Here is a 20155-nt window from a genome sequence, read left to right on the forward strand (position 1 = left end):
TGGAGGAAGATTTAAAAATGAAAAAACGCGTAATTTTAGGGACATTAGTCGCTGCAACGTTATTAATGACTGCTTGTGGAAACAGCGAAGCAACTACGAAAAGCGAGAGCAAAGGTGGAAGTAATGCTTTAGTCGTTTCAACTTTCGGATTAAGTGAAGATATTGTCAAAAAAGACATTATCGCTCCGTTTGAAAAAGAAAATGAAGCGAAAGTTACCTTAGAAGTAGGTAATAGCGCAGACCGCTTTACGAAATTAAAAAATAATCCCAATGCGGGAATTGATGTCATTGAATTAGCACAAGCAAATGCAGCACAAGGTGGAAAAGAAGGGTTATTTGAAAAAATTACAGAAAAAGAAGTACCTAATTTAAGTCAGTTAACGCCGGGAGCAAAAGAGGTTTTTGAAAGTGGTGCTGGCGTACCAATCGCTGTAAACAGTATCGGGATTGTTTACAACAAAGAAAAATTAGGCAAAGAAATTAAAAACTGGGATGACTTATGGTCAGCTGATTTGAAAGGTAAAATTTCTGTTCCAGATGTTGCCACGACGGCAGGTCCTTTAATGTTATACGTTGCCAGTGAACATGCTGGTCAAGATATTACAAAAGATAACGGGAAGGCCGCTTTTGAAGCGATGAAAGAATTAAAACCAAACGTTGTTAAAACGTATTCAAAATCGTCAGACTTAGCTAATATGTTCCAATCTGGTGAAATTGAAGCAGCTGTGGTTGCTGATTTTGCGGTTGATATTATTCAAGGCGCAGCAGAAAACGTGACATATGTTGTCCCAGAAAGCGGCACGTATGCCAACTATAATACAGTCAATATTCCTAAAAAAGCACAAAACAAAGAAACCGCCTTTAAATTTGTTAACGCACGGATTAGTGAAGAATCACAAAAGGCCAAAGCGATTTCATTAAATGAAGGACCTACAAATCAACAAGTAACGCTAAGCGAAAAAGAAGCGAAAAATAAAACATATGGTGCCATTGCCGAACGTGCCAAAACAGTCGATTTTAATTTTATTAATAGTCAACTAGCGGATTGGATTGATCAATGGAACCGGACGATGAATCAATAGTTTTAGAAAAGAGGGACAAAATGAACGTCGATGTATTACTAAAAAATGTGTGGCTGTATCAAACAGTCACTCAAACATTCGTTCAACGAAATGTTGCGATTAAAAATGATAAATTTTATTACATTTATGAAGAAGAGAACGTCAATTTGCAGCCCAAAAAAACAATTAATGCCGAGAATCAATGGATGATTCCCGGCTTAATTGATGCACACATGCATATTGAAAGTTCCATGACGACACCTACTATTTTTTCCAAAGCAGTAGTGCGTTACGGTGTGACAACGGTGATTGCCGATGCCCATGAAATGGCTAACGTATTTGGCTTAGAAGGCTTAAAAGCTTTTATGGCCGCTGAAACAGAACTAGATATCTTTCACGCAATTCCTTCCTCGGTTCCTTCGACCACTCCCGAATTAGAAACAACTGGTGGGATTATCGGCTTAGCAGAAGTAGCAGAATTACTCAAAGAGCCAAAAGTGATTTGTTTAGGGGAAGCCATGAATTTTAAAGGGATTTCCTATGAGCCAGATTCTTTAATTCGTCAAATTATCGATTTGTGCCAAAAACAACGACCAACCATGCCTTTAGAAGGCCACTGTCCTAAAATCGAAGATCAAGAGTTAGCAGATTTTCTATATAGTGGTATCACTTCAGATCATACCCATCAATTTCCTAAAACGTTAAAAGAAAAAATTGAAGCGGGCGTCTTTATTCAATTTCAAAATAAATCAATCACTCCTGAAAACATTCAGGTGATAGTAGACAATGACTTCTACAATTATGCAAGTATTATCACGGATGACGTGATGGCTGATGATTTGCTAAAAGGTCATCTAAATGAAAATGTCAAAAAAGCCGTTCAAGCAGGGTTGCCTATCGAAAAAGCCATTTATATGGCAACTTATACGCCGGCCAAACGAATGGGTCTCCATGATCGTGGCGAAATTGCACCTGGTAAAAAAGCTGACTTTTTGTTATTAAATGACTTAGAAAGTTTTGATATTACTACGGTTTATAAATCTGGAAAGGTTGTTTTTGAAAAAGGCGAGCCCTTCCATTACCCAGAAAAAATCGAAGAGTTTCCAGCCACTTATCAACAAACCATCCAATGTAAAAAGTTAACAGAAGAAGATTTACTTTTAAAGGTGGCTACAACAAAAGAAACAGTTCGTTGTAATGTGATTCAAAAACAAGAAATTGGCACATTTACAGAGCGAATTACAAAAGAAATTCCTGTTGAAAATGGATTGTTGCAATGGCAAAAAGCCAACTGTGCCTTATTAATTGTGATGGAACGTTACGGAAAAAATGGCAATATTTCTTTTTCTTTAATGGATCAACCCCTTTCCGAGAAAGGAGCCATTGCGACAACCTGGGCCCATGATCATCATAATTTAATGGTGATGGGTAATACGATTGAGGATATTCTGTTAGCGCAGAATGAATTATTAGCGATGCAAGGCGGCTATTTGGTTGCTTCGGATCAGCAAGTGATGGCAACTTGTCCTTTACCAATTGGTGGGATTTTATCGCAAGCACCGATTGAACAATTAGGCGCTTCTTTACAAAAAGTTCGACAAGCTATGCAAGCGTTAGGCTATCAAAATATGAATGAAATCATGTCCTTTTCCACACTATCATTGCCTGTCTCGCCAGCCATTAAAGTGACAGATTTTGGGATGATGGATACGAAGTCACAACGTTTCTATCCATTAGTTTTTCCAGAGGATGGAGTTCTTTTGCATGAAAACACTCATTAAAAATGTGCATATACTAACAATGGATGAGCAATTTTCAGAAATCAAAGCCGGCTATTTAGTGATTGAAGAAGACACAATTGTGGAATTAGCATCAATGACCACACTTGATGAAAAGCGAGTGGCTGCAAATCAAGTAATCGATGGCCAAAATGGAATTTTAATACCTGGGATGATTAACACCCATACCCATGTAGGCATGATTCCGTTTCGTTCGTTAGGAGACGATGTGCCAGATCGACTCCGGCGTTTTCTTTTTCCATTAGAACAATTCATGACAAAAGAATTAGTAGGATGCAGTAGTGATTATGCAATTGCTGAAATGTTACTGAGTGGTATTACGAGCTTTTGTGATATGTATTATTTTGAAGATGAAATTGCTAAAAGTTGTGAAAAAATGAGTGTTCGTGCTTTGCTCGGAGAGACGATCATTGATATGCCCACTTGTGATAGTCCAGAACCTTCAGGCGGTCTTTTTTACGCGGAAACCTTTTTTCGCAAGTGGCAAGGCCATCCGTTGATTACGCCTATACTTGCGCCACATGCACCGAATACCAATTCACCAGAAGTGTTGGCGAAAATTATTGAACTTAGTCGGCAATACCAAGTTCCTGTGACCATGCACGTTGCTGAAATGACTTATGAAATGGCTGAGTTTGAAAAAGCCTATCAAAAAACACCAATTGCTTTCTTAGAAGAACTGGGTTATTTGAGCGAGCCGTTTATTTTAGCGCATTGTATTTTGGCAACAGATGAAGATCTTGCGAGTTTAGCTGCTACTAATGGAAAAGCGCGTGTCGCTCATTGTATCGGTGCGAATACTAAATCAGCCAAAGGCGTAGCGCCGATTAAGCAAATGCTTGATCAAGGGATTATTGTCGGTTTAGGCACGGATGGACCTAGTAGTGGGAATACATTAGATTTATTCACCCAAATGCGTATGGTTGCGAATTTTCATAAGACAGCACACCAAGATCGCTCCTTGTTTCCTGCGAAAGAAATTGTTTATCTGGCAACGATGGGGGGCGCTAAAACGTTAGGCTTGGCGGAGCAAGTCGGCTCATTGGAAGTGGGCAAAAAAGCGGATATAACATTAATTGAAACGCAATCAGTTAATATGTTTCCGATTTTTGATGCCTATTCAGCGTTGGTTTATTCAGCAAATGCTAGCAATGTTGAAGCCGTTTGGGTGAACGGTCAACAGTTAGTTGCCAATAAAGAATTACAACAAGCTAATCTCAAAGAAATCAAGGAAAAATTATATCAGGCCATGAATACGTTTGTGAAAGAAGCTAAAAAAAGAGCAGCTCTCTAAACAGAACAAGTAGGACGTATCGGATTGATTAAATAACGCTGGATTGACGTTTAGTGATTCAGGTTCTAATAGAGCGCAGACAAACTTTTAATGAAAGAGTTGTCTGTGTTCTTTTTTGTTATAAACATTTTTCTTTTTCTATATATATTTTTAAGGTAAGTTGTATTATAGTAAGTTTGAGAAGATGAGAATGAGAGGAAAAGCAATGAATATACAACGGTTTATAGAAAAACGCAAAGCACGTGGTTTGTCGCAAAGTGAATTGGCTAAAGGGATTTGTACGCAAGTTACGGTTAGTCGCTTTGAAAAGAATGGTCAAGTCCCAACTTTAAAAATATTGATCCAACTATGTAATCGTTTAGAGCTACCTTTGGGGGAACTCTTCCCGCGCGTAGGGATTAAACAACCTGAAATTCTTGAAAAAATGGAAGAAGCAGAATTCTTCTTGATTACCAGCGAACATGACCAATTGCAAACAATTTTAAAAAATATTCCTTTTGATGAAATCAAAGATTCCCAACTGTTATTAGAATATTATTATTTACAAGGCTTTGTCATGATTTTTCAAAATGCTTCGTTGATGGATTGCTTATTTACCTTTGAAAAACTTCTGTTTGAAGAGCAAAAATACACGAGCGATATTTACCGTTTGTTAGCTTTTACTGGAATTGGCATGGCCTATGCCAAAGAAGGCGAAATTGAGAAAGCCGAATTTTATTTCAATAAGGTCTTCAAGGAAATTTATCTCTATACTATTCAATCAATGGAAGATACTTGGCGAGTATTAAATGTTGTCTTTCACTGTGGTGTTTTTTATGCAGAAAAAGGCGATTTAGAAACAAGTGATGCTTTGTTAGAGTATGCGATTTCCATCTGTTCTGATAATCACGTCACGTATTACTTGGCAAGAGCAGCTTTCCAACTTGCGAAAAATGCCTTAGCTGAAGAAAAGCCGCAAGAGCAAATTTTAGAACTACTACAAGATGCCCGCGCGTATGCAAAAATCAATAAAAACCGCATCTTGTTGGAAGCAATTCAAACATTGAAAGAAACAATTTTATCTAAGGAGAATTAGTTTATATAGAAAATTATATATTTATTTTAAAAATATAATAAAAAAAGCGTTTTTTAAAAGAGTTAAAGACACGTTACGACCTTAAATGAAAATTTTAAGGTCGTTATTTTATATAAAAAAATATATAAACGACTTGACTGGCATCAAATAAAGGCGTATGATTCATTTGTGAATAAATGTGAAATAAAACACAATCTTTCGTGGAGAGGAAGTCTTGAGGTGCAACAAAGTCAAACTATTTATTTGATGGGCACAGTAATAGATGTATTTGTAGACCATGAAGAACCTGAAAAAATTCTAGAAGAAGTGCATCAACGATTGATCACTTATGAACAACGCTTTAGTGCAAATGATTCAACTTCGGAACTGATGGCTGTCAATCAACAAGCTGGGCAAAAACCAGTCAGCGTTCATCCAGAGTTGTATCAATTAATTGCATTAGGGAAAAAACATAGTTGTGATCCAGCTAGTCATTTGAATGTTACCATTGGCCCGTTAGTTCAAACATGGCGAATCGGTTTTAAAGATGCCCGTGTCCCATCAGAAGAGGAAATTAAAGCCTGTTTGAAAAAAATTAATCCAGAAAAGATTCACTTAAATCCCTTAAAACAAACGGTTTTTTTGGAAGAAGAAGGAATGAAATTAGATCTGGGGGCTTTAGCAAAAGGCTATATCGCTGATTTACTAATTGCCTATTTGAAAGAAGTCCATGTGACGTCTGCTTTGATTAATCTGGGCGGCAATATTGTGACGTTGGGGCCCTCTACGCATCAAAACAAAAAATGGCGAATTGGTATTCGCAATCCGCAAGAATCCAGAGAAACAATCAGCTTACTTGTCGAAGTGGCTAATCAATCGGTTGTGACGTCGGGCATTTATGAAAGAAGTTTAACCGAAGCTGGGCGAGTCTATCACCATTTGTTGGATCCGACAACCGGATACCCATTGGAAACTGAAATGGCCAGCATCACAATTATCTCGGATGCTTCAGTGGATGGTGAGATTTGGACAACGCGTTTATTTGGTTATCCAATTCCAGAAGCGCTTGAAATCCTCAATCAACTAGATGGGATTGAAGGAGTCATCATTACACAAGATCAGCAAATTTTATATAGCAGCGGGTTAGCAGATACTCTTCACATTATCCATTCATAGAACCGAAAAAGAAAGGACAGCTCATTATGAAAAAAATTATCGGCTTAGTAGGAACGAACTCAGAGCAATCAACCAATCGTCAACTTTTGCAATTTATGCAACACTATTTTGCGCAGGAGGCTGACATTGAACTAGTTGAAATTGTTGACTTTCCTATGTTTAACAAGCCAGAAGACAAAGTTTTGCCAGAAATAGTTAAAACGGTTGCTGAAAAAATTGAAGCAGCAGATGGCGTCATTATCAGTACGCCTGAATATGACCATGCGGTGCCGGCTTCTTTGATGAATGCCCTAAGTTGGTTATCTTACGGGATTTTTCCGTTTGTTGATAAACCAGTTATGATTACTGGTGCATCCTATGGCACGTTAGGTTCCTCTAGAGCACAAGCGCATCTGCGTCAAATTTTAGATGCTCCTGAATTGAAAGCACGAATTATGCCAAGCTCTGAATTTCTATTAGCGCATTCCTTACAAGCTTTTGATGAAAACAATGCGTTAAAAGATTCAGAAAAAATAGATAAACTAGCTGGTTTGTTTGCAGATTTTTGTGTATTTATTGAAATTACAGAACAGCTGAAACATGCGCATGCGCAAAATAAAAAAGAAACAGAAAATTTCTCATGGGAAACGATTTAACGAAATGGAGTGAATAAAATGAAATTAATTGGGATCGTCGGATCAAACGCTGATTCTTCTTATAATCGGTTACTACTGCAATATATTGGCAAAGAGTTTTATAAAATGTTCGACTTGGAAATTTTAGAAATTAAAGATATTCCAATGTTTAATCAAAGTAAGGATCAAACGAACAGTGTCTTGATTCAGAATATGAATCGCAAAATTTTACAAGCAGACGGCGTAATTATTGCGACGCCCGAACATAACCATACCATTCCTGCCGGTTTGAAAAGTGTGTTAGAATGGTTATCTTTCAAAATTCATCCGCTGGAAAATAAACCAGTAATGATTGTTGGATGCTCTTATTATGATCAAGGAACCTCGCGTGCGCAATTACATCTCCGTCAAATTCTTGATGCACCTGGTGTCAATGCGATCGTGATGCCTGGAAACGAGTTTTTATTAGGGAAAGCGAAAGAAGCATTTGATGAAAACGGCAACTTAATTGCGGAGGGAACACGTCAATTTTTAGAAAGTACATTACAAAAATTCGTGGAATTCATTGATGTGATTTCAAAATTAGAAGGGGCTAAGCCAAAAGACTTACCTGAAGATTTACATGCAAAAGGAACCATTGAAACAACGATCGAAGGGGTTGATATGGCAGCAGATGATTGGGTAGAACAAGCAGCAGAAGCGGTTCAGGCTGTGGAAGGCGACACATATGTAAAATTAGATCGAGGCATTTTAACCGTAGATCAGCTAAATTATTTCTTAAAATCAATGCCAATGGAATTGACTTATGCAGACAGTAACAATCAATTTTTATATTACAATAAAAAAATGGCTGCTGAAGAAATGTTTGCTAAACGGCAACCAGGACAAGTTGGTAATCCATTAGCGAATTGCCATCCGCCAAAAGCATTGAAAAATGTAGAATGGGTGATTCAACAATTACGGTCAGGAAAAACAGATGCTATTCGCGTTCATGTTCCAATGCACGGACCAGATACCTATGTAGTGCATAACTATCAAGCGATGTATGATGATAATGGAAATTACGCGGGAATTAATGAGTATATTTTAGACTTTAAACCAATTGTTGATTGGTATTTAAAACAAACTGGGCAAGAATTAGTCGGTGGAAAAAACGTCGATGCAGTCAGTGGTGCCTCCAAAAAAGAAGCGCCAGAAACGGCAGATAGTGTCTCAAGTGCATCAGTCCATGAAGAAGAGTCAGCGACCGAAAAGCCAACAGTTGACAGCGTTTCTAGCGCTTCAATTAAAGAGTAAAATAACAGCAAAAAATAGCGGCAACAAGTAGTCATACTGTATTCAGATTAGCAATGCCAAATGAGGACTTTTATTGACAGAAGCTGATACTTAAAAGAGTAAGAACTTTATAGGAAGATAGTATAGAAGACGAACCAAAAGTTTCAATCATTTTTGACGAATAGGCTAGAAAAGAAACAGAAAATTAGTCAAACAAATCAGCTTTTCTTTAAATTTAAAGTAAAAAAATAACAAAAAAAGCCTCCTTGGTGACGCAAGGGGGCTTTTTTTGGTTAAAATAATACTTTTCTATGAAGATTCCTAAATATTGAAAGAATCATTTTTAAATTTGTGGAAAAAATAAGCAAGATTGACACTCACGTCTTGTTAAAAAAATAGATACTTAAGGCGTGATAGTTTGGAGTTGAAAATGTGACTACTTTGTTAGATGAATTATTAGACCAAGAATTCCGAGATAAATTACTTATTTATCAAACTTTTATGAATAGTGAAGGTCCATTATTAAAAGAAGAATTTTATGGATATTTTGATTTATCCACTCAAAAGTTAGAATCGTTGTGTCGTCAAATAAATTATGAATGTACACAGATTTCTTCAAGGAGTCAAATTCTTTTTCCAGCTAAAGGACTGATTAGTGCGCAAAAATTATCGCAAATTGATTATCAAGCCTTAAGAAAATATTATTTTGATCAATCACTAATGGCCAAGTTGCTTCTTGATGTGGGCCTCTATCAAAAGCACACGATTCAAGAATTTTCTCAAATTCATTTTATGAGCAAAAGCAAAATTTATGCCTTCTCGTATAAACTAAATCTGATTTTAGCTAATTGGCGTATTAAATTAAAGTCAACAGGCTTGGTTGGAGAAGAGAAAAATATCCGAAGTTTTTGTTTTCAATGCTTGTATTATTTTTATGGAAGTAATCAAGAAAGGCTGCCTAACATTTTGCTGGAAAATAGTCCTGGCATTAAGCGATTTATAAACGATTTACAACTGATGTATCAAAGAACGTTTAGTCTTAATCAAAGCGCACAACTATTTATTCTTTTAACGATCCAACGTTTTCGTGTATTTTCTGATCATGTAGTGGACTCTTTTACGGAAGTTCATGTGCCTAGTTGTTTACAGCATGCGTTTGAAAAAATTTATACAAGCGAAACCCCTCTTTTTAAAGAGGATTTTGGCAAAGAGACTTCATATATTTTTCTTTTTTTAAGTTTAAATGAATACATTGATAGTCCGATTGTTTTTCCAGATAAGTTAACCATGTTAGACGAATTTATTGATCATATGAATAGTGTTATTCCTTTCTTTGAAAAGCGAATTACGGTGGAAACAAAAGAAAAATTAAAGTTGATTTGTTATCGCTGGGACCGCCTATACTTTTCGGTGGCTGCATTTATTCCCGCCAAGCAGAGCAGTTTCTTTGAAGAGCGGTTTCCTCAAATTCATCGCGCCTTAGATGGTTTTATACAAAAGACAGAGTCGCTGCATCAAAAACGATTTTTAATGTATGAACGCGTGCATCTATACTATGATTTTATGTTTTGTTTGTTAAATGATCGTTCTTTTTGCGCAATTGAAAAAACGATTCATGTATTTGTTGATTTTTCTGGTGGGGAGGATTATAACCGCTTTATTGCAAAAATTATTGCTTCTTTCAATTATATGGATGTTATGATTGATCACAAATTAACCTTAGAAACCGATTTGTATTTGTCCGATTTTTATAGTTCGAAAGTACGGTGTCGTCAATTGACATGGCGTCATTTGCCGGAAACAAAAGATTGGCAAGTATTTGCTGAGGTAGTCAGAGAACTAAGAAAGGGAGAGACTCAGAAAAATGAGTACTATGGCAGAGACGCAATCGAGATGTGGCGAGAACAAGAATACGAAGGATAGTCAATTGAGACAAGCAGTTAACTATAAAGACTTAACTGGTCAAAAGTTTGGTGAGTTGACAGTAGTAGCACCAACGGCAAAAAGAAAAGAAGGGCTGATTGTTTGGGCCTGTCGCTGTTCTTGTGGGAGCTATGCAGAAGCTTCAAGAAGACAACTAATTCGTGGGTATCGAACGAAATGTGCGCACCATCGCTATCAAACAATGTTGAAAAAAAACTATCATGAATTAGTCGTGGTACGGATTGAAAGTATTCAACAGACAATGAAAGCGTATTGTCTGTGTTCGTGCGGACAATCTTGCTGGGTTCGCTGTGAAAATTTGTTGAATGGCCATACCAAAAGTTGCGGTCATCGTAAAAAGAAGGATTACCGACAAAGAGTTGCTGGCGTAATTCCAGGGAAGTTACAAAGTAAACGCCCCAAAAATAATAGCAGTGGACACAAAGGAGTGAGCCAGACCGCTTCTGGGAAATGGCTGGCTTATATCTCTTTGAAAGGCAAGCGCCATAACTTAGGTATCTTTACGAAAAAAAGTGAAGCAATTTTAGCAAGAAAATTAGCAGAACGTCGTCTATTTCAACCAATTTTACAACAAGAAATAGTGACTACAAATAAGGAAGTTTAGCAACAGAGAGGATGCGAAAGATGTTAGCAGGCTTATTTTCAGTAACTGGAATGATTTTATTGGGGATTTTATTTTGCTTAATTGGTTATCAAACGTTTCGAAAACATCATCATTAAGAGAAGAATGTTCTAGCTAGATAATTTCATCGACAGATGAAATTATCTAGCTTTTTTTATAAAAAAGCTAAGAAAAGGATAAGAGATTGTGGAAATTCTTTAGGTTGTTTAACAAAGCCTTAATTTCCTTTGTTTTAGATTGTGGTTAAGAAGATTTTTCTCTATACTAAGTCTTCGGAAATCAAAGAAAAGAAAGGAGCGAGTGATGTGGTTAAAAAAATTGGTTTAAGTATAATGCTCTTATTTTTTTTCTTAATTATCGCACTCCCAATCTATGCGTGGAAGATTGAGCCGAATTTAGTTCACGTTAATCAGGTGACTTTGGGAAAGAAAAATCAACGAGAACCATTGAATGTTGTGCAACTTTCGGATATACAAGTTTCAGAATTTTATGAGACGAAGCGGTTAGATAAAGTCATAAAAAAAGTCAATCGTGAAAAACCAGATATTATCGTTTTTACAGGTGATTTATTTGACAATTATGCCAAAAATCCGCAACAAAAAGAACCGATGATTGAAAAATTAAAACAGTTGCAAGCGACAATTGGAAAATATGCAGTTTGGGGAAATCATGATTATGGTGGCGGTGCTTCTGCGGTGTATGATGAAGTCATGGAGGCCAGTGGCTTTACCGTTATGAAAAACCAAGGAGAAACAGTAACCTTAGCAGATGGACGCCGTCTTTTTATTGGTGGTTTAGATGACTCGTTATTAGGAAATCCTTCCGTTTCAGAAACATTATCCTATCGAGAAACGTATGACTATGCGTTATTAATGACCCATGAACCAGATGTCGCGGATGCATTTGTTGGTACGGGTACACAGTTAGTTTTAGCAGGACATAGCCATGGCGGACAAATTTGGATTCCTTTTTATCCAATCACAAATGTTTTAGCAGAAAAATATACCAGAGGATTGTATCAGTTGGACCAAGAAACGCAACTATATGTTAATACAGGCCTAGGAACGACCGCCATTCATGCCCGTTTTGGGGTGATCCCTGAAATTACACATTTTACTATCTATATTTAAAAAGTCTGGTCGGATTGACCAGACTTTTTTCTGTTATTTAACAGAATTATTTTTAAGAAAAAGATGTTCATATTTTAGTGAAACGTTTCTATAAAATGCTTTAAAATATCTAGAAAAGAGTATTTTTATGGAAAAAGAATCAGGGAAAATAATTTCTTTATAAATGGTCTATAGCGCTTTTTAATGCTGTTATTTTTAAATAAAACCATAATGTAAGGGTTTACAACTGTTTGAAGTGAATGTATAATCTGTTTGTAGAAACGTTTCACTAAAAAGAAAGGAACCCTGCTTATGAAAAAACTAAAAAAGTTTTATGATCAGCGGCAATTGCATTGGATGGTACTTCCGGGTGTAGCATTCATGATTGTCTTTAACTACATTCCAATTTATGGAATTATCATTGCTTTTAAAAATTATACGATTGTTGACACGGTTTCTTCTGCACCATGGGTTGGACTTGAAAATTTTCGAATCATTATGGAAGATAGTTTTTTTTGGGAAGCAGTTCGTAATACCTTAGCGATTAGTTTAATGAAACTTTTTTTAGGATTCGCTATTCCGATTATCTTAGCGGTAATGATTTTTGAAATGAGAGATGGACATTTAAAAAAAGTGATTCAGACAATTTCTTATATTCCGCACTTTTTTTCTTGGATCGTTTTAGGCGGGATGTTGATTTCGTGGCTTTCAACAAATGGCTTTATCAACCAAGTCATGATGTCGTTAGGCTTAATGAATCAGGGCGTCAATCATTTGTTAGATCCTGATAAGTATTGGTGGATTGCTGTTCTTTCTGATTTGTGGAAAGAAGTAGGTTGGGGCACGATTCTCTATCTTGCTGGTATGTCTCGCATTGATCCAACGTTTTATGAAGCCGCGAGAATTGATGGTGCTTCAAAATTAACACAAATCCGAACGATTACTTTGCCCTTATTAGCGCCGATTATTTCGTTGAACTTAATTCTAAATGTTAGCGGTTTATTGGGATCGAACTTAGATCAAACGTTGGTTTTAATGAATGCTCAAAACCAAAACAAATCAGAAGTAATTAATTCATTTGTTTATCGTATGGGGCTAACGCAAGGGGACTTTTCTTATGCGACGGCAGTTGGTTTAGGGATTTCTGTTATTTCAATTGTTTTATTAGTCATTACAGATCGCATTACTAGAAAAATGAACAATGGTCGGTCGGTTATTTTATAAAGGAGGCAACAGCTGTGATTAAAAGAAAATCAAAAGAAAACAAATGGTTTTACTTTTTCAATACGTTAATTCTTGTGTTGTTTTCTTTATTAATTATCGTGCCAATTTGGAATATTTTAGTTTCCTCAGTTTCGTCAAGTTCGGGTTTAGCCGGTAAAGGCTTGGTTTTATGGCCGAAAGGATTTACGCTAGAAAATTATCGGAAAGTTTTTTCGGATAGTAGCATTCCGCGAGCGTTTTTGATTTCTGTTTTAAAAACAGTCATCGGTGCGTCGACGCATACGCTGTTCTGTGCAATTGTCGCCTATGGACTTAGTAAATCTAGACTAGTCGGGCGTAACATTTATACAACGATGGGTGTTATTACAATGTACTTTGGTGGGGGCATGATTCCCACGTATCTTTTGATTAAGTCATTAGGACTCTTAGATACTTTCTGGGTATATATCATTCCAGCTTTATTTAGCTATTATGATGTAGTCATCTTAATGAACTTTTTCCGAGAAATTCCACCATCTTTAGAAGAATCCGCCAAAATAGACGGCGCCAGTGAATTTCAAATTTTTTATAAAATCTTTTTACCTTTAACAAAACCGGCATTAGCCACCATTATTTTATTTAATGGGGTTGGTCAATGGAATGACTTTATGACCACGAAATTATATATTACCAAAGAATATCTGTATCCATTGCAGATGAAAATTTATGAAATTATTGTTCAATCCAACTTGAGTACCATGACAGAGAGCGGCAGTACAGATATGGTGGTGCAGGCAACGACACGTGGTGTTCAGCTGGCAACAATTGTCATTACAACGATACCAATTTTAATCATTTATCCATTACTACAAAAACACTTTATCGGCGGTATGATGGCCGGTGCAGTAAAAGAATAAAGAAAGTAGGGAACAATATGAAAAAAGTTTTAGGCGGTTTATTGGTGGCAACGGCGGTCGTTAGTTTAGCGGCCTGTAGCGGTGGGGAAAAGAAAGCTGGCTCAGATGTCTCAATTAAGGATCGGTATGAATTAGATGAAAAGACGCCTGCTTGGAAGTTAGATAAGAAGAAAGAACCGACCAAGATTAAATGGTATATTAACTCAGATTGGACGGCGCTGCCTTTTGGAAAAGACGTGACCACTGCGCAGATTAAAAAAGACTTAAATGTGGATATTGAATTTATTTCCGGCGATGATTCAAAATTAAATGCCATGATTTCAAGTGGAGATATGCCTGATATCGTGACATTAACTGAAAAAACTGGACAAGCAGCATTGAAAGCAGATTCTTGGGCCTATTCTTTAAACGATTTAGCTAAAAAATATGACCCCTATTTAATGAAAGTTGTTAACCAAGATACGTTTAAATGGTATGCCTTAGAGGATGGAAAAACATATGGTTACCCTAATTACTCTAATACAAAAGCGGATTATGAAAGTGGAAATATCCCAGTAAATGATAATTTTGTTATTCGTGAAGATGTCTATAATGCATTAGGCAAGCCAGACGTTTCAACACCAGAAAATTTTGAAAAAGTCATGCAACAGATTAAAGAAAAATATCCTGAGATGACCCCAATGGGCTTCACCACAGTGGGCGATGGTGCAGGACCATTTTTAGACAAATTACAAGACTTCTTAGGTGTTCCTTTAGAGGATAAAAATGGTAAATACTATGATCGAAATTTAGATAAAGAATATTTAGAATGGTTAAAAACATTTAATGATGTTTACCGAGCAGGAAATATTAGTGATGATAGCTTCACAGATGATGGGGCAACGTTTGATGAAAAAGTGAAACAAGGAAATTATGCAACCATGCTCGTTGCTGGAACCAGCGGTCAAGGTGGGAACTTTACAGAATTTATGAAAAAATCTGGCACACGTTATATAGCCATTGATGGACCAAGTAGCACTTCTGGCCGAAAACCAACATTAAATCAAACCGGCATTTCAGGTTGGTTAAGTAATTACATTACGAAAGATGCGAAAGATCCAGCGAAAGTCACTCAACTATTCACATATTTAATTGATGAACCAGGACAAATTTTAACAAAATATGGTGTTGAAGGAGTTACTTATGCGTACAATGATCAAGGAAAAATTGATTATTTACCAGAAGTGAAAAAATTAGAACAAACAGACAATGATGCCTACAACAAAAAATATGGCATTAGTCGTTTCCTATACTTTAACAATGACCGTGTTAATAAACTAAAAGTGCCAATGGAAAGTGCCTTAACGCAAATGCAAGAATGGGGCAAAGGAAAATTAGTCCCACATTTCGTAATTGAAAATATTAATCCAGATGCGGGAACGCCGGAAGCTCGGGCGAATGAAGCGATTGAAACCAAACTAAATACAACCGTTATTTCAATGATTCGTGCGAAAGATGATAAAGCCTTTGACAAATCTTTAGAAGACTACAAAGCATTCTTAAAATCAAATAAATGGGATGCAATTGAAAAAATAAAATCTGAGAAAATGGCGGAAAACAGAGACAAACTTAAGTAAGAGAGGAGGAGAGAAAAGCGGATAAAGCAACGAGAAATCCGCTTTTCTCTTTTAATATGAATAAGCTATTTGCATATGAAGGTTGGTATTATCGGATTTTTTCTTTTATTGCCAACTTGATCATTATTAATTTTCTCTTTTTAATTACCTGTATAACAGGCATCTTTAGCGGTGTCGGCTTAATTGCGTTGTATCGAACGATCTATCGTTTGTATCGTGAAAAAGATATTCCTGTTTTGCGAACGTTTTGGACAGCATTAAAAAATAACATCATGCGAGGTTTTATTTTAACAGGTGTCTTGTTCGTTGCTTTTTTACTGGGCGGTATTGTCGTAACAAGTTTATTTAAAATAGCCACTAGTTTAGGTTTCTTAGCTATTTTTCTATTAAGTTTTGTTGCATTATTTTTGACGAGTTTTCTTTTTCTCTTTTCCGTTTTTAATTGGTCCGTTAAAAAGACACTAGGTGAGACGGTTTATGTGGTCTTAAGTAATAGTGCAAATGCGATTATTTTGTTTATTTTACCTCTTTTAACGTTTGTTTTTTTCTATAAGCTTAATTTGTTTTTATATATTGCGTTAGGATTCGGGACAACGGCTTTTCTTCAAGTTGCGTTTTTTCAGAAAGTGTTAGGTGTGGAACATGAATGAGTATTTTGAGTTTTGGGAAAAGACAAAGGAAGAACTTCAAAAAATACCGCTAGATATCCATCGGCGGGTCATTGACTATCCATTGGAAAATGTTCAAGTGGAACAGGTCGACTTTTTAAGTTTCCTAGGTGAGCGCATCTTTGGCTATTTGTTACTTCCTAAAACGGCGGGGAAACAGCCAATAGTGATTGACTGTTTAGGCTATATGAATCATATTCAAGAACCTTGGCAATTTGCTCATTGGACACAAATTGGTTGTGCTTGTTTTGTCATTGATAATCGAGGTCAAGGGGGATTAACCAAAGATCGCGTGCCATATCAAACAATTTGGCATGAAGCACCAATGGGACGAGGATTTCTAGACAAAGAAGATTGGTACCAACGCCGTTTGTTTGCCGACCATTTACGTAGCGTAGAAGTGGTGCGTACCTTTACTGAAATTAATCAGGACCAAATCATTCTTCGTGGTGGTTCCCAAGGGGGTGGCGTAGTGTTAATGGTGAACAGTTTAGTCGACTTCCCGATTTTAGCTACTTTTGCAGATGTTCCAAGTCATTCTTGTTTAGAAAATCGAGTAGCAGAAGGAACGGGTTCGTATCAAATTATTCATCAGTACTTACAAGAGCATCCTCAAGCGCATGAAAAAATTGCCGCGGTTCTTCCTTATTTTGATAGTCGTCACTTTGTTTCGCAAATTAAAAATCCAGTCTTTGCTTCTGTTGGGAGTCACGATCCGATATGTCCAATGAAAGATTTTTTCCCTTCTTATCATCAGATAAAGGCAAGAAAAGCAGTCAGAGTATATTGGAAAAAAGGTCATGGTGGCGGTGAAACAACCCAGATCCGTCGTGAAATGCGTCAAATTCAACAACTATTGCAGGAGGTTAAAAATGAAAATAGCTACGTATAATGTCCGGGTAGATACAGAGTATGACCAAGATTGGCAATGGTCTTTTCGTAAAGAGGCTGTTTGTCAGTTAATCAATTTTCATGATTGGAGCCTTTGTTGTATTCAAGAAGTACGACCGAATCAAGTCAGGGATTTAAAGGCGTATACAACATTCACCTGTCTTTCTGCGGAAAGAGAAGGGGATGGTCAAGGAGAAGGACTAGCGATTCTCTATAACGAACAAAAAATTCAGGCTATTGATACAGGGTATTTTTGGTTATCTGAAACACCTCAGCAGCCAAGTATCCATCCTGAAGCTGGCTGTCCAAGAATTGCTTTGTGGGGACTATTTAAGGAAACGACTCAAAATACGCCTTTTTTAGTCATCAATGTTCACTTGGATCATATTTCAGCTCATGCTCGTTTAGCAGGAATGACCGTTATCTTAGAGGAGTTACATGACAAAATTGCACAGTATCCAACTTTATTAATGGGCGATTTTAATGCAGAGTCGGGGGAAGAGGTTCATCAACTTGTTCAAAAAAAATTTCAAGATAGCAAAAATTTAGCTACTCATTATGGCCCAAGAGGAACATTTCAAAATTTTACTTACACAAAACCTTGGGCGGAATTAGAAGAAATTGATTATATTTATGTAAAAGGTTGGCAAGTACAGCAAACCGCAAGTTTAACAGATAGTATTGATGGACGTTTTCCCTCCGACCATTTTCCTTTAGAAGCAGAAGTATGTATTGAAGAAAGGTGAGAGTATGAAAGAAAATCAACTGATTCAATTAGTCGAAGAAATGACAATTGATGAGAAAATTAATCAATTATTACAATTAGCAGCAGCGTTTTATTCAGATAAAGCAGAAGAAAAGACCGGCCCTATGTCAGAGCTAGGACTAAGTCAAGAAACGATTGATACGGCGGGGACAACATTGGGTGTTTCCGGTGCAAACGAAGCAAAACGTGTTCAAAAAGAATATATGCAAAATCATCGATTAAATATTCCAACACTTTTAATGGCGGATATTATTCATGGTTTCAGAACCATCTTTCCGATTCCTTTGGCTTTAGGAAGCACTTGGGATGAAGCAGCGGTTGAAAAAATGGCGGAGATTTCAGCAAAAGAAGCTGCTGTTTCAGGATTACATGTAACCTTTTCACCAATGGTTGATTTAGTGCGCGATCCACGTTGGGGACGTGTCATGGAGTCAACAGGTGAAGATCCATTACTCAACAGCCGCTTAGCTGCTGCAATGGTTAGAGGTTACCAAGGAGAAAATTTAAAAGAAGACAATTGGCGAGTAGCCGCGTGCGTGAAGCACTTTGCGGCATATGGTGGTGCCTTAGCTGGTCGGGATTATAATACGGTAGATATGTCTGAACGGCAGCTAAGAGAAATGTATTTACCTGGCTATAAAGCTGGATTAGATGCGGGTGCAAAACTTGTCATGACGTCCTTCAATACAGTGGATGGGATTCCTGCTACAGGCAACCAATGGCTGTTTAGAGACGTATTACGAAATGAATTTGGCTTTGAAGGGGTTGTGATTTCAGACTGGGGAGCGATTAAAGAATTAATTCCTCATGGCGTTGCCAAAGATGAAAAACAGGCAGCAGAATTGGCTATCAAAGCTGGTGTAGATATTGAAATGATGACCACGTGTTATCCAGATTATTTAAAAGAATTACTTGAAGAAGGCCGGATTGCTGAAACACTTATTGATGAAGCAGTTATGCGAATTTTAAAACTAAAAAATGAGCTAGGCTTATTTGAAAATCCCTATCGTGGTGCGGATGAACAAGCGGAAGCAGAAGTGATTTTAAGCAAAGAACATCGAGAAATAGCTAAAAAGATTGCTCAAAAATCAATGGTTCTTTTAAAAAATGAAAATATTTTGCCTTTTACACCGCAAGAAAAAATCGCGCTTGTCGGCCCAGGGGCCCAATCACAAGATATTTTAGGGGCCTGGTCATGGCAAGGAAAGAAAGAAGAAGCCATTTCCCTCGTGGCTGGTGCCCAAAAATTAACTACAAATCTTCTAGTTGCCCAAGAACCCTTTGATTACTTTGAACCGACCGCGGCGGCCATTGAAGAGGCTTTAACGTTAGCTAGTCAAGCAGATAAAGTAGTAGTGGCACTAGGCGAAACAGATTGGATGAGTGGGGAAGCTGCCAGTCGCAGTGATATTCGTCTACCCGAAAAACAATTAGCAGTAGTGGCACAAATTATTGAGAAAAATCCCAATGTTGTTGTCACGGTCTACAGTGGTCGGCCCTTAGATTTACAAGGGATAGATGTTGCAAAAGGAATTGTGCAAGCTTGGCAACCTGGAACAGAAGGGGGCAATGCGCTAGCAGAAATTTTGTGGGGAGAGTACAATCCAAGTGGTCGCTTAAGTATGTCGTTTCCAGAAACGGTTGGTCAAGTGCCAATTTTTTACAATGTCGACAATACTGGGCGTCCTTATGAGTCAGCACCAGAAGAAAAATATGTTTCTAAATATTTAGATGTCTCTAATTACGCTAAATATCCCTTTGGATTTGGCTTAAGTTATAGTCATTTCTCTTATCAACCAATTCAACTAAGTGCATTAACATTTACCAAAGAACAACCAGTCACGGTCTCTGTTTTAGTAAGAAATGACAGTCCAATCGCTGGAGAGGAAACCGTGCAATTTTATGTACGTGATTTGGTGGGACAAGTGGTTCGCCCAATTAAAGAGTTAAAAGATTTTCAAAAAGTTTGGCTGGAACCAAAGGAAGAAAAAGAAGTTCAGTTTCTTCTTTCAGAGGATATGGTGCGCTATGTTCATTCAGACAATCAGGTAACCAGTGATGCAGGTGAATTTATCGTAATGATTGGTGGAAATAGTCGCGATGTACAAACCGCAACAGTCACGTTAAATGAATAAGATGGGAAGGA

The 20155-nt window shown here is 37.1% G+C and carries 17 protein-coding genes; all 17 read left to right on the forward strand.

The features are described 5' to 3' along the window. The first annotated feature begins 17 nt into the window (after nucleotides 1-17). The 17 genes from IGL42_RS04830 to IGL42_RS04910 all read left to right on the forward strand — a co-directional run bounded on the left by IGL42_RS04830 (nucleotide 18) and on the right by IGL42_RS04910 (nucleotide 20144). On the forward strand, nucleotides 18-1082 hold the full coding sequence (locus tag IGL42_RS04830; RefSeq protein WP_002357914.1) for an ABC transporter substrate-binding protein: 1065 nt from the start codon (nucleotides 18-20) through the stop codon (nucleotides 1080-1082). Then, nucleotides 1058-2842 carry an adenine deaminase gene (locus IGL42_RS04835; RefSeq protein WP_025191832.1) on the forward strand — a complete coding sequence of 595 codons (1785 nt, stop codon included), beginning with the start codon at nucleotides 1058-1060 and terminating at the stop codon, nucleotides 2840-2842. Before IGL42_RS04830 ends, IGL42_RS04835 begins: the two co-directional genes overlap by 25 nt. After that, on the forward strand, nucleotides 2826-4154 hold the full coding sequence (locus IGL42_RS04840) for an amidohydrolase (protein WP_010710454.1): 1329 nt from the start codon (nucleotides 2826-2828) through the stop codon (nucleotides 4152-4154). The genes IGL42_RS04835 and IGL42_RS04840 overlap by 17 nt, the downstream gene beginning before the upstream one ends. Nucleotides 4155-4338: 184 nt before the next feature. Next, on the forward strand, nucleotides 4339-5229 hold the full coding sequence (locus IGL42_RS04845) for a helix-turn-helix domain-containing protein (protein ID WP_002385979.1): 891 nt from the start codon (nucleotides 4339-4341) through the stop codon (nucleotides 5227-5229). Nucleotides 5230-5448: 219 nt separating this feature from the next. Then, a complete protein-coding gene (locus IGL42_RS04850; protein ID WP_002371810.1) occupies nucleotides 5449-6384 on the forward strand; it encodes an FAD:protein FMN transferase in 936 nt (311 codons plus the stop codon). A gap of 26 nt (nucleotides 6385-6410) precedes the next feature. Beyond that, nucleotides 6411-7019, forward strand: coding sequence for an NADPH-dependent FMN reductase (locus IGL42_RS04855; protein WP_185776374.1), 609 nt, complete (start codon nucleotides 6411-6413; stop codon nucleotides 7017-7019). An 18-nt stretch (nucleotides 7020-7037) separates the two neighbouring features. Beyond that, on the forward strand, nucleotides 7038-8294 hold the full coding sequence (locus tag IGL42_RS04860; protein ID WP_002360528.1) for an NADPH-dependent oxidoreductase: 1257 nt from the start codon (nucleotides 7038-7040) through the stop codon (nucleotides 8292-8294). A 411-nt stretch (nucleotides 8295-8705) separates the two neighbouring features. After that, complete coding sequence (locus IGL42_RS04865) at nucleotides 8706-10196, forward strand: helix-turn-helix domain-containing protein (RefSeq protein ID WP_010710452.1); 1491 nt, start codon at nucleotides 8706-8708, stop codon at nucleotides 10194-10196. Then, nucleotides 10147-10821 (forward strand): AP2 domain-containing protein, encoded by a 675-nt coding sequence (locus IGL42_RS04870; protein WP_002410743.1) that lies wholly within the window; start codon nucleotides 10147-10149, stop codon nucleotides 10819-10821. Before IGL42_RS04865 ends, IGL42_RS04870 begins: the two co-directional genes overlap by 50 nt. Before the next feature lie 257 nt (nucleotides 10822-11078). Then, complete coding sequence (locus IGL42_RS04875) at nucleotides 11079-11969, forward strand: metallophosphoesterase (protein WP_002384670.1); 891 nt, start codon at nucleotides 11079-11081, stop codon at nucleotides 11967-11969. Nucleotides 11970-12260: 291 nt separating this feature from the next. Beyond that, nucleotides 12261-13172: an ABC transporter permease gene (locus IGL42_RS04880; RefSeq protein ID WP_002382199.1), complete on the forward strand. Its 912-nt coding sequence runs from the start codon at nucleotides 12261-12263 to the stop codon at nucleotides 13170-13172. 14 nt (nucleotides 13173-13186) lie between these two features. Further along, nucleotides 13187-14068, forward strand: coding sequence for a carbohydrate ABC transporter permease (locus tag IGL42_RS04885; protein WP_002357901.1), 882 nt, complete (start codon nucleotides 13187-13189; stop codon nucleotides 14066-14068). 17 nt (nucleotides 14069-14085) lie between these two features. Continuing rightward, nucleotides 14086-15684: an ABC transporter substrate-binding protein gene (locus tag IGL42_RS04890; protein ID WP_010710450.1), complete on the forward strand. Its 1599-nt coding sequence runs from the start codon at nucleotides 14086-14088 to the stop codon at nucleotides 15682-15684. Nucleotides 15685-15740: 56 nt separating this feature from the next. Then, on the forward strand, nucleotides 15741-16334 hold the full coding sequence (locus IGL42_RS04895) for a DUF624 domain-containing protein (protein WP_002357898.1): 594 nt from the start codon (nucleotides 15741-15743) through the stop codon (nucleotides 16332-16334). Then, on the forward strand, nucleotides 16327-17244 hold the full coding sequence (locus IGL42_RS04900) for an acetylxylan esterase (protein WP_002385975.1): 918 nt from the start codon (nucleotides 16327-16329) through the stop codon (nucleotides 17242-17244). The genes IGL42_RS04895 and IGL42_RS04900 overlap by 8 nt, the downstream gene beginning before the upstream one ends. Next, nucleotides 17225-17989 (forward strand): endonuclease/exonuclease/phosphatase family protein, encoded by a 765-nt coding sequence (locus tag IGL42_RS04905; RefSeq protein WP_002357896.1) that lies wholly within the window; start codon nucleotides 17225-17227, stop codon nucleotides 17987-17989. The genes IGL42_RS04900 and IGL42_RS04905 overlap by 20 nt, the downstream gene beginning before the upstream one ends. 4 nt (nucleotides 17990-17993) lie before the next feature. Then, nucleotides 17994-20144 carry a glycoside hydrolase family 3 N-terminal domain-containing protein gene (locus IGL42_RS04910; protein ID WP_002388949.1) on the forward strand — a complete coding sequence of 717 codons (2151 nt, stop codon included), beginning with the start codon at nucleotides 17994-17996 and terminating at the stop codon, nucleotides 20142-20144. Nucleotides 20145-20155: the final 11 nt, after the last annotated feature.

The sequence above is a fragment of the Enterococcus sp. DIV0712 genome (assembly GCF_050554855.1).
Classification (GTDB): Bacteria; Bacillota; Bacilli; order Lactobacillales; family Enterococcaceae; genus Enterococcus; species Enterococcus faecalis.

Bases quoted from the DNA above. Each gene is read 5' to 3' on its own strand.
- IGL42_RS04840 (WP_010710454.1), top strand. From the start codon at position 2,826: ATGAAAACACTCATTAAAAATGTGCATATACTAACAATGGATGAGCAA.
- IGL42_RS04845 (WP_002385979.1), top strand. From the start codon at position 4,339: ATGAGAATGAGAGGAAAAGCAATGAATATACAACGGTTTATAGAAAAA.
- IGL42_RS04910 (WP_002388949.1), top strand. From the start codon at position 17,994: ATGAAAGAAAATCAACTGATTCAATTAGTCGAAGAAATGACAATTGAT.
- IGL42_RS04900 (WP_002385975.1), top strand. From the start codon at position 16,327: ATGAATGAGTATTTTGAGTTTTGGGAAAAGACAAAGGAAGAACTTCAA.
- IGL42_RS04835 (WP_025191832.1), top strand. From the start codon at position 1,058: ATGGAACCGGACGATGAATCAATAGTTTTAGAAAAGAGGGACAAAATG.
- IGL42_RS04880 (WP_002382199.1), top strand. From the start codon at position 12,261: ATGAAAAAACTAAAAAAGTTTTATGATCAGCGGCAATTGCATTGGATG.
- IGL42_RS04830 (WP_002357914.1), top strand. From the start codon at position 18: ATGAAAAAACGCGTAATTTTAGGGACATTAGTCGCTGCAACGTTATTA.
- IGL42_RS04890 (WP_010710450.1), top strand. From the start codon at position 14,086: ATGAAAAAAGTTTTAGGCGGTTTATTGGTGGCAACGGCGGTCGTTAGT.
- IGL42_RS04870 (WP_002410743.1), top strand. From the start codon at position 10,147: ATGGCAGAGACGCAATCGAGATGTGGCGAGAACAAGAATACGAAGGAT.
- IGL42_RS04905 (WP_002357896.1), top strand. From the start codon at position 17,225: ATGAAAATAGCTACGTATAATGTCCGGGTAGATACAGAGTATGACCAA.
- IGL42_RS04895 (WP_002357898.1), top strand. From the start codon at position 15,741: ATGAATAAGCTATTTGCATATGAAGGTTGGTATTATCGGATTTTTTCT.
- IGL42_RS04855 (WP_185776374.1), top strand. From the start codon at position 6,411: ATGAAAAAAATTATCGGCTTAGTAGGAACGAACTCAGAGCAATCAACC.
- IGL42_RS04860 (WP_002360528.1), top strand. From the start codon at position 7,038: ATGAAATTAATTGGGATCGTCGGATCAAACGCTGATTCTTCTTATAAT.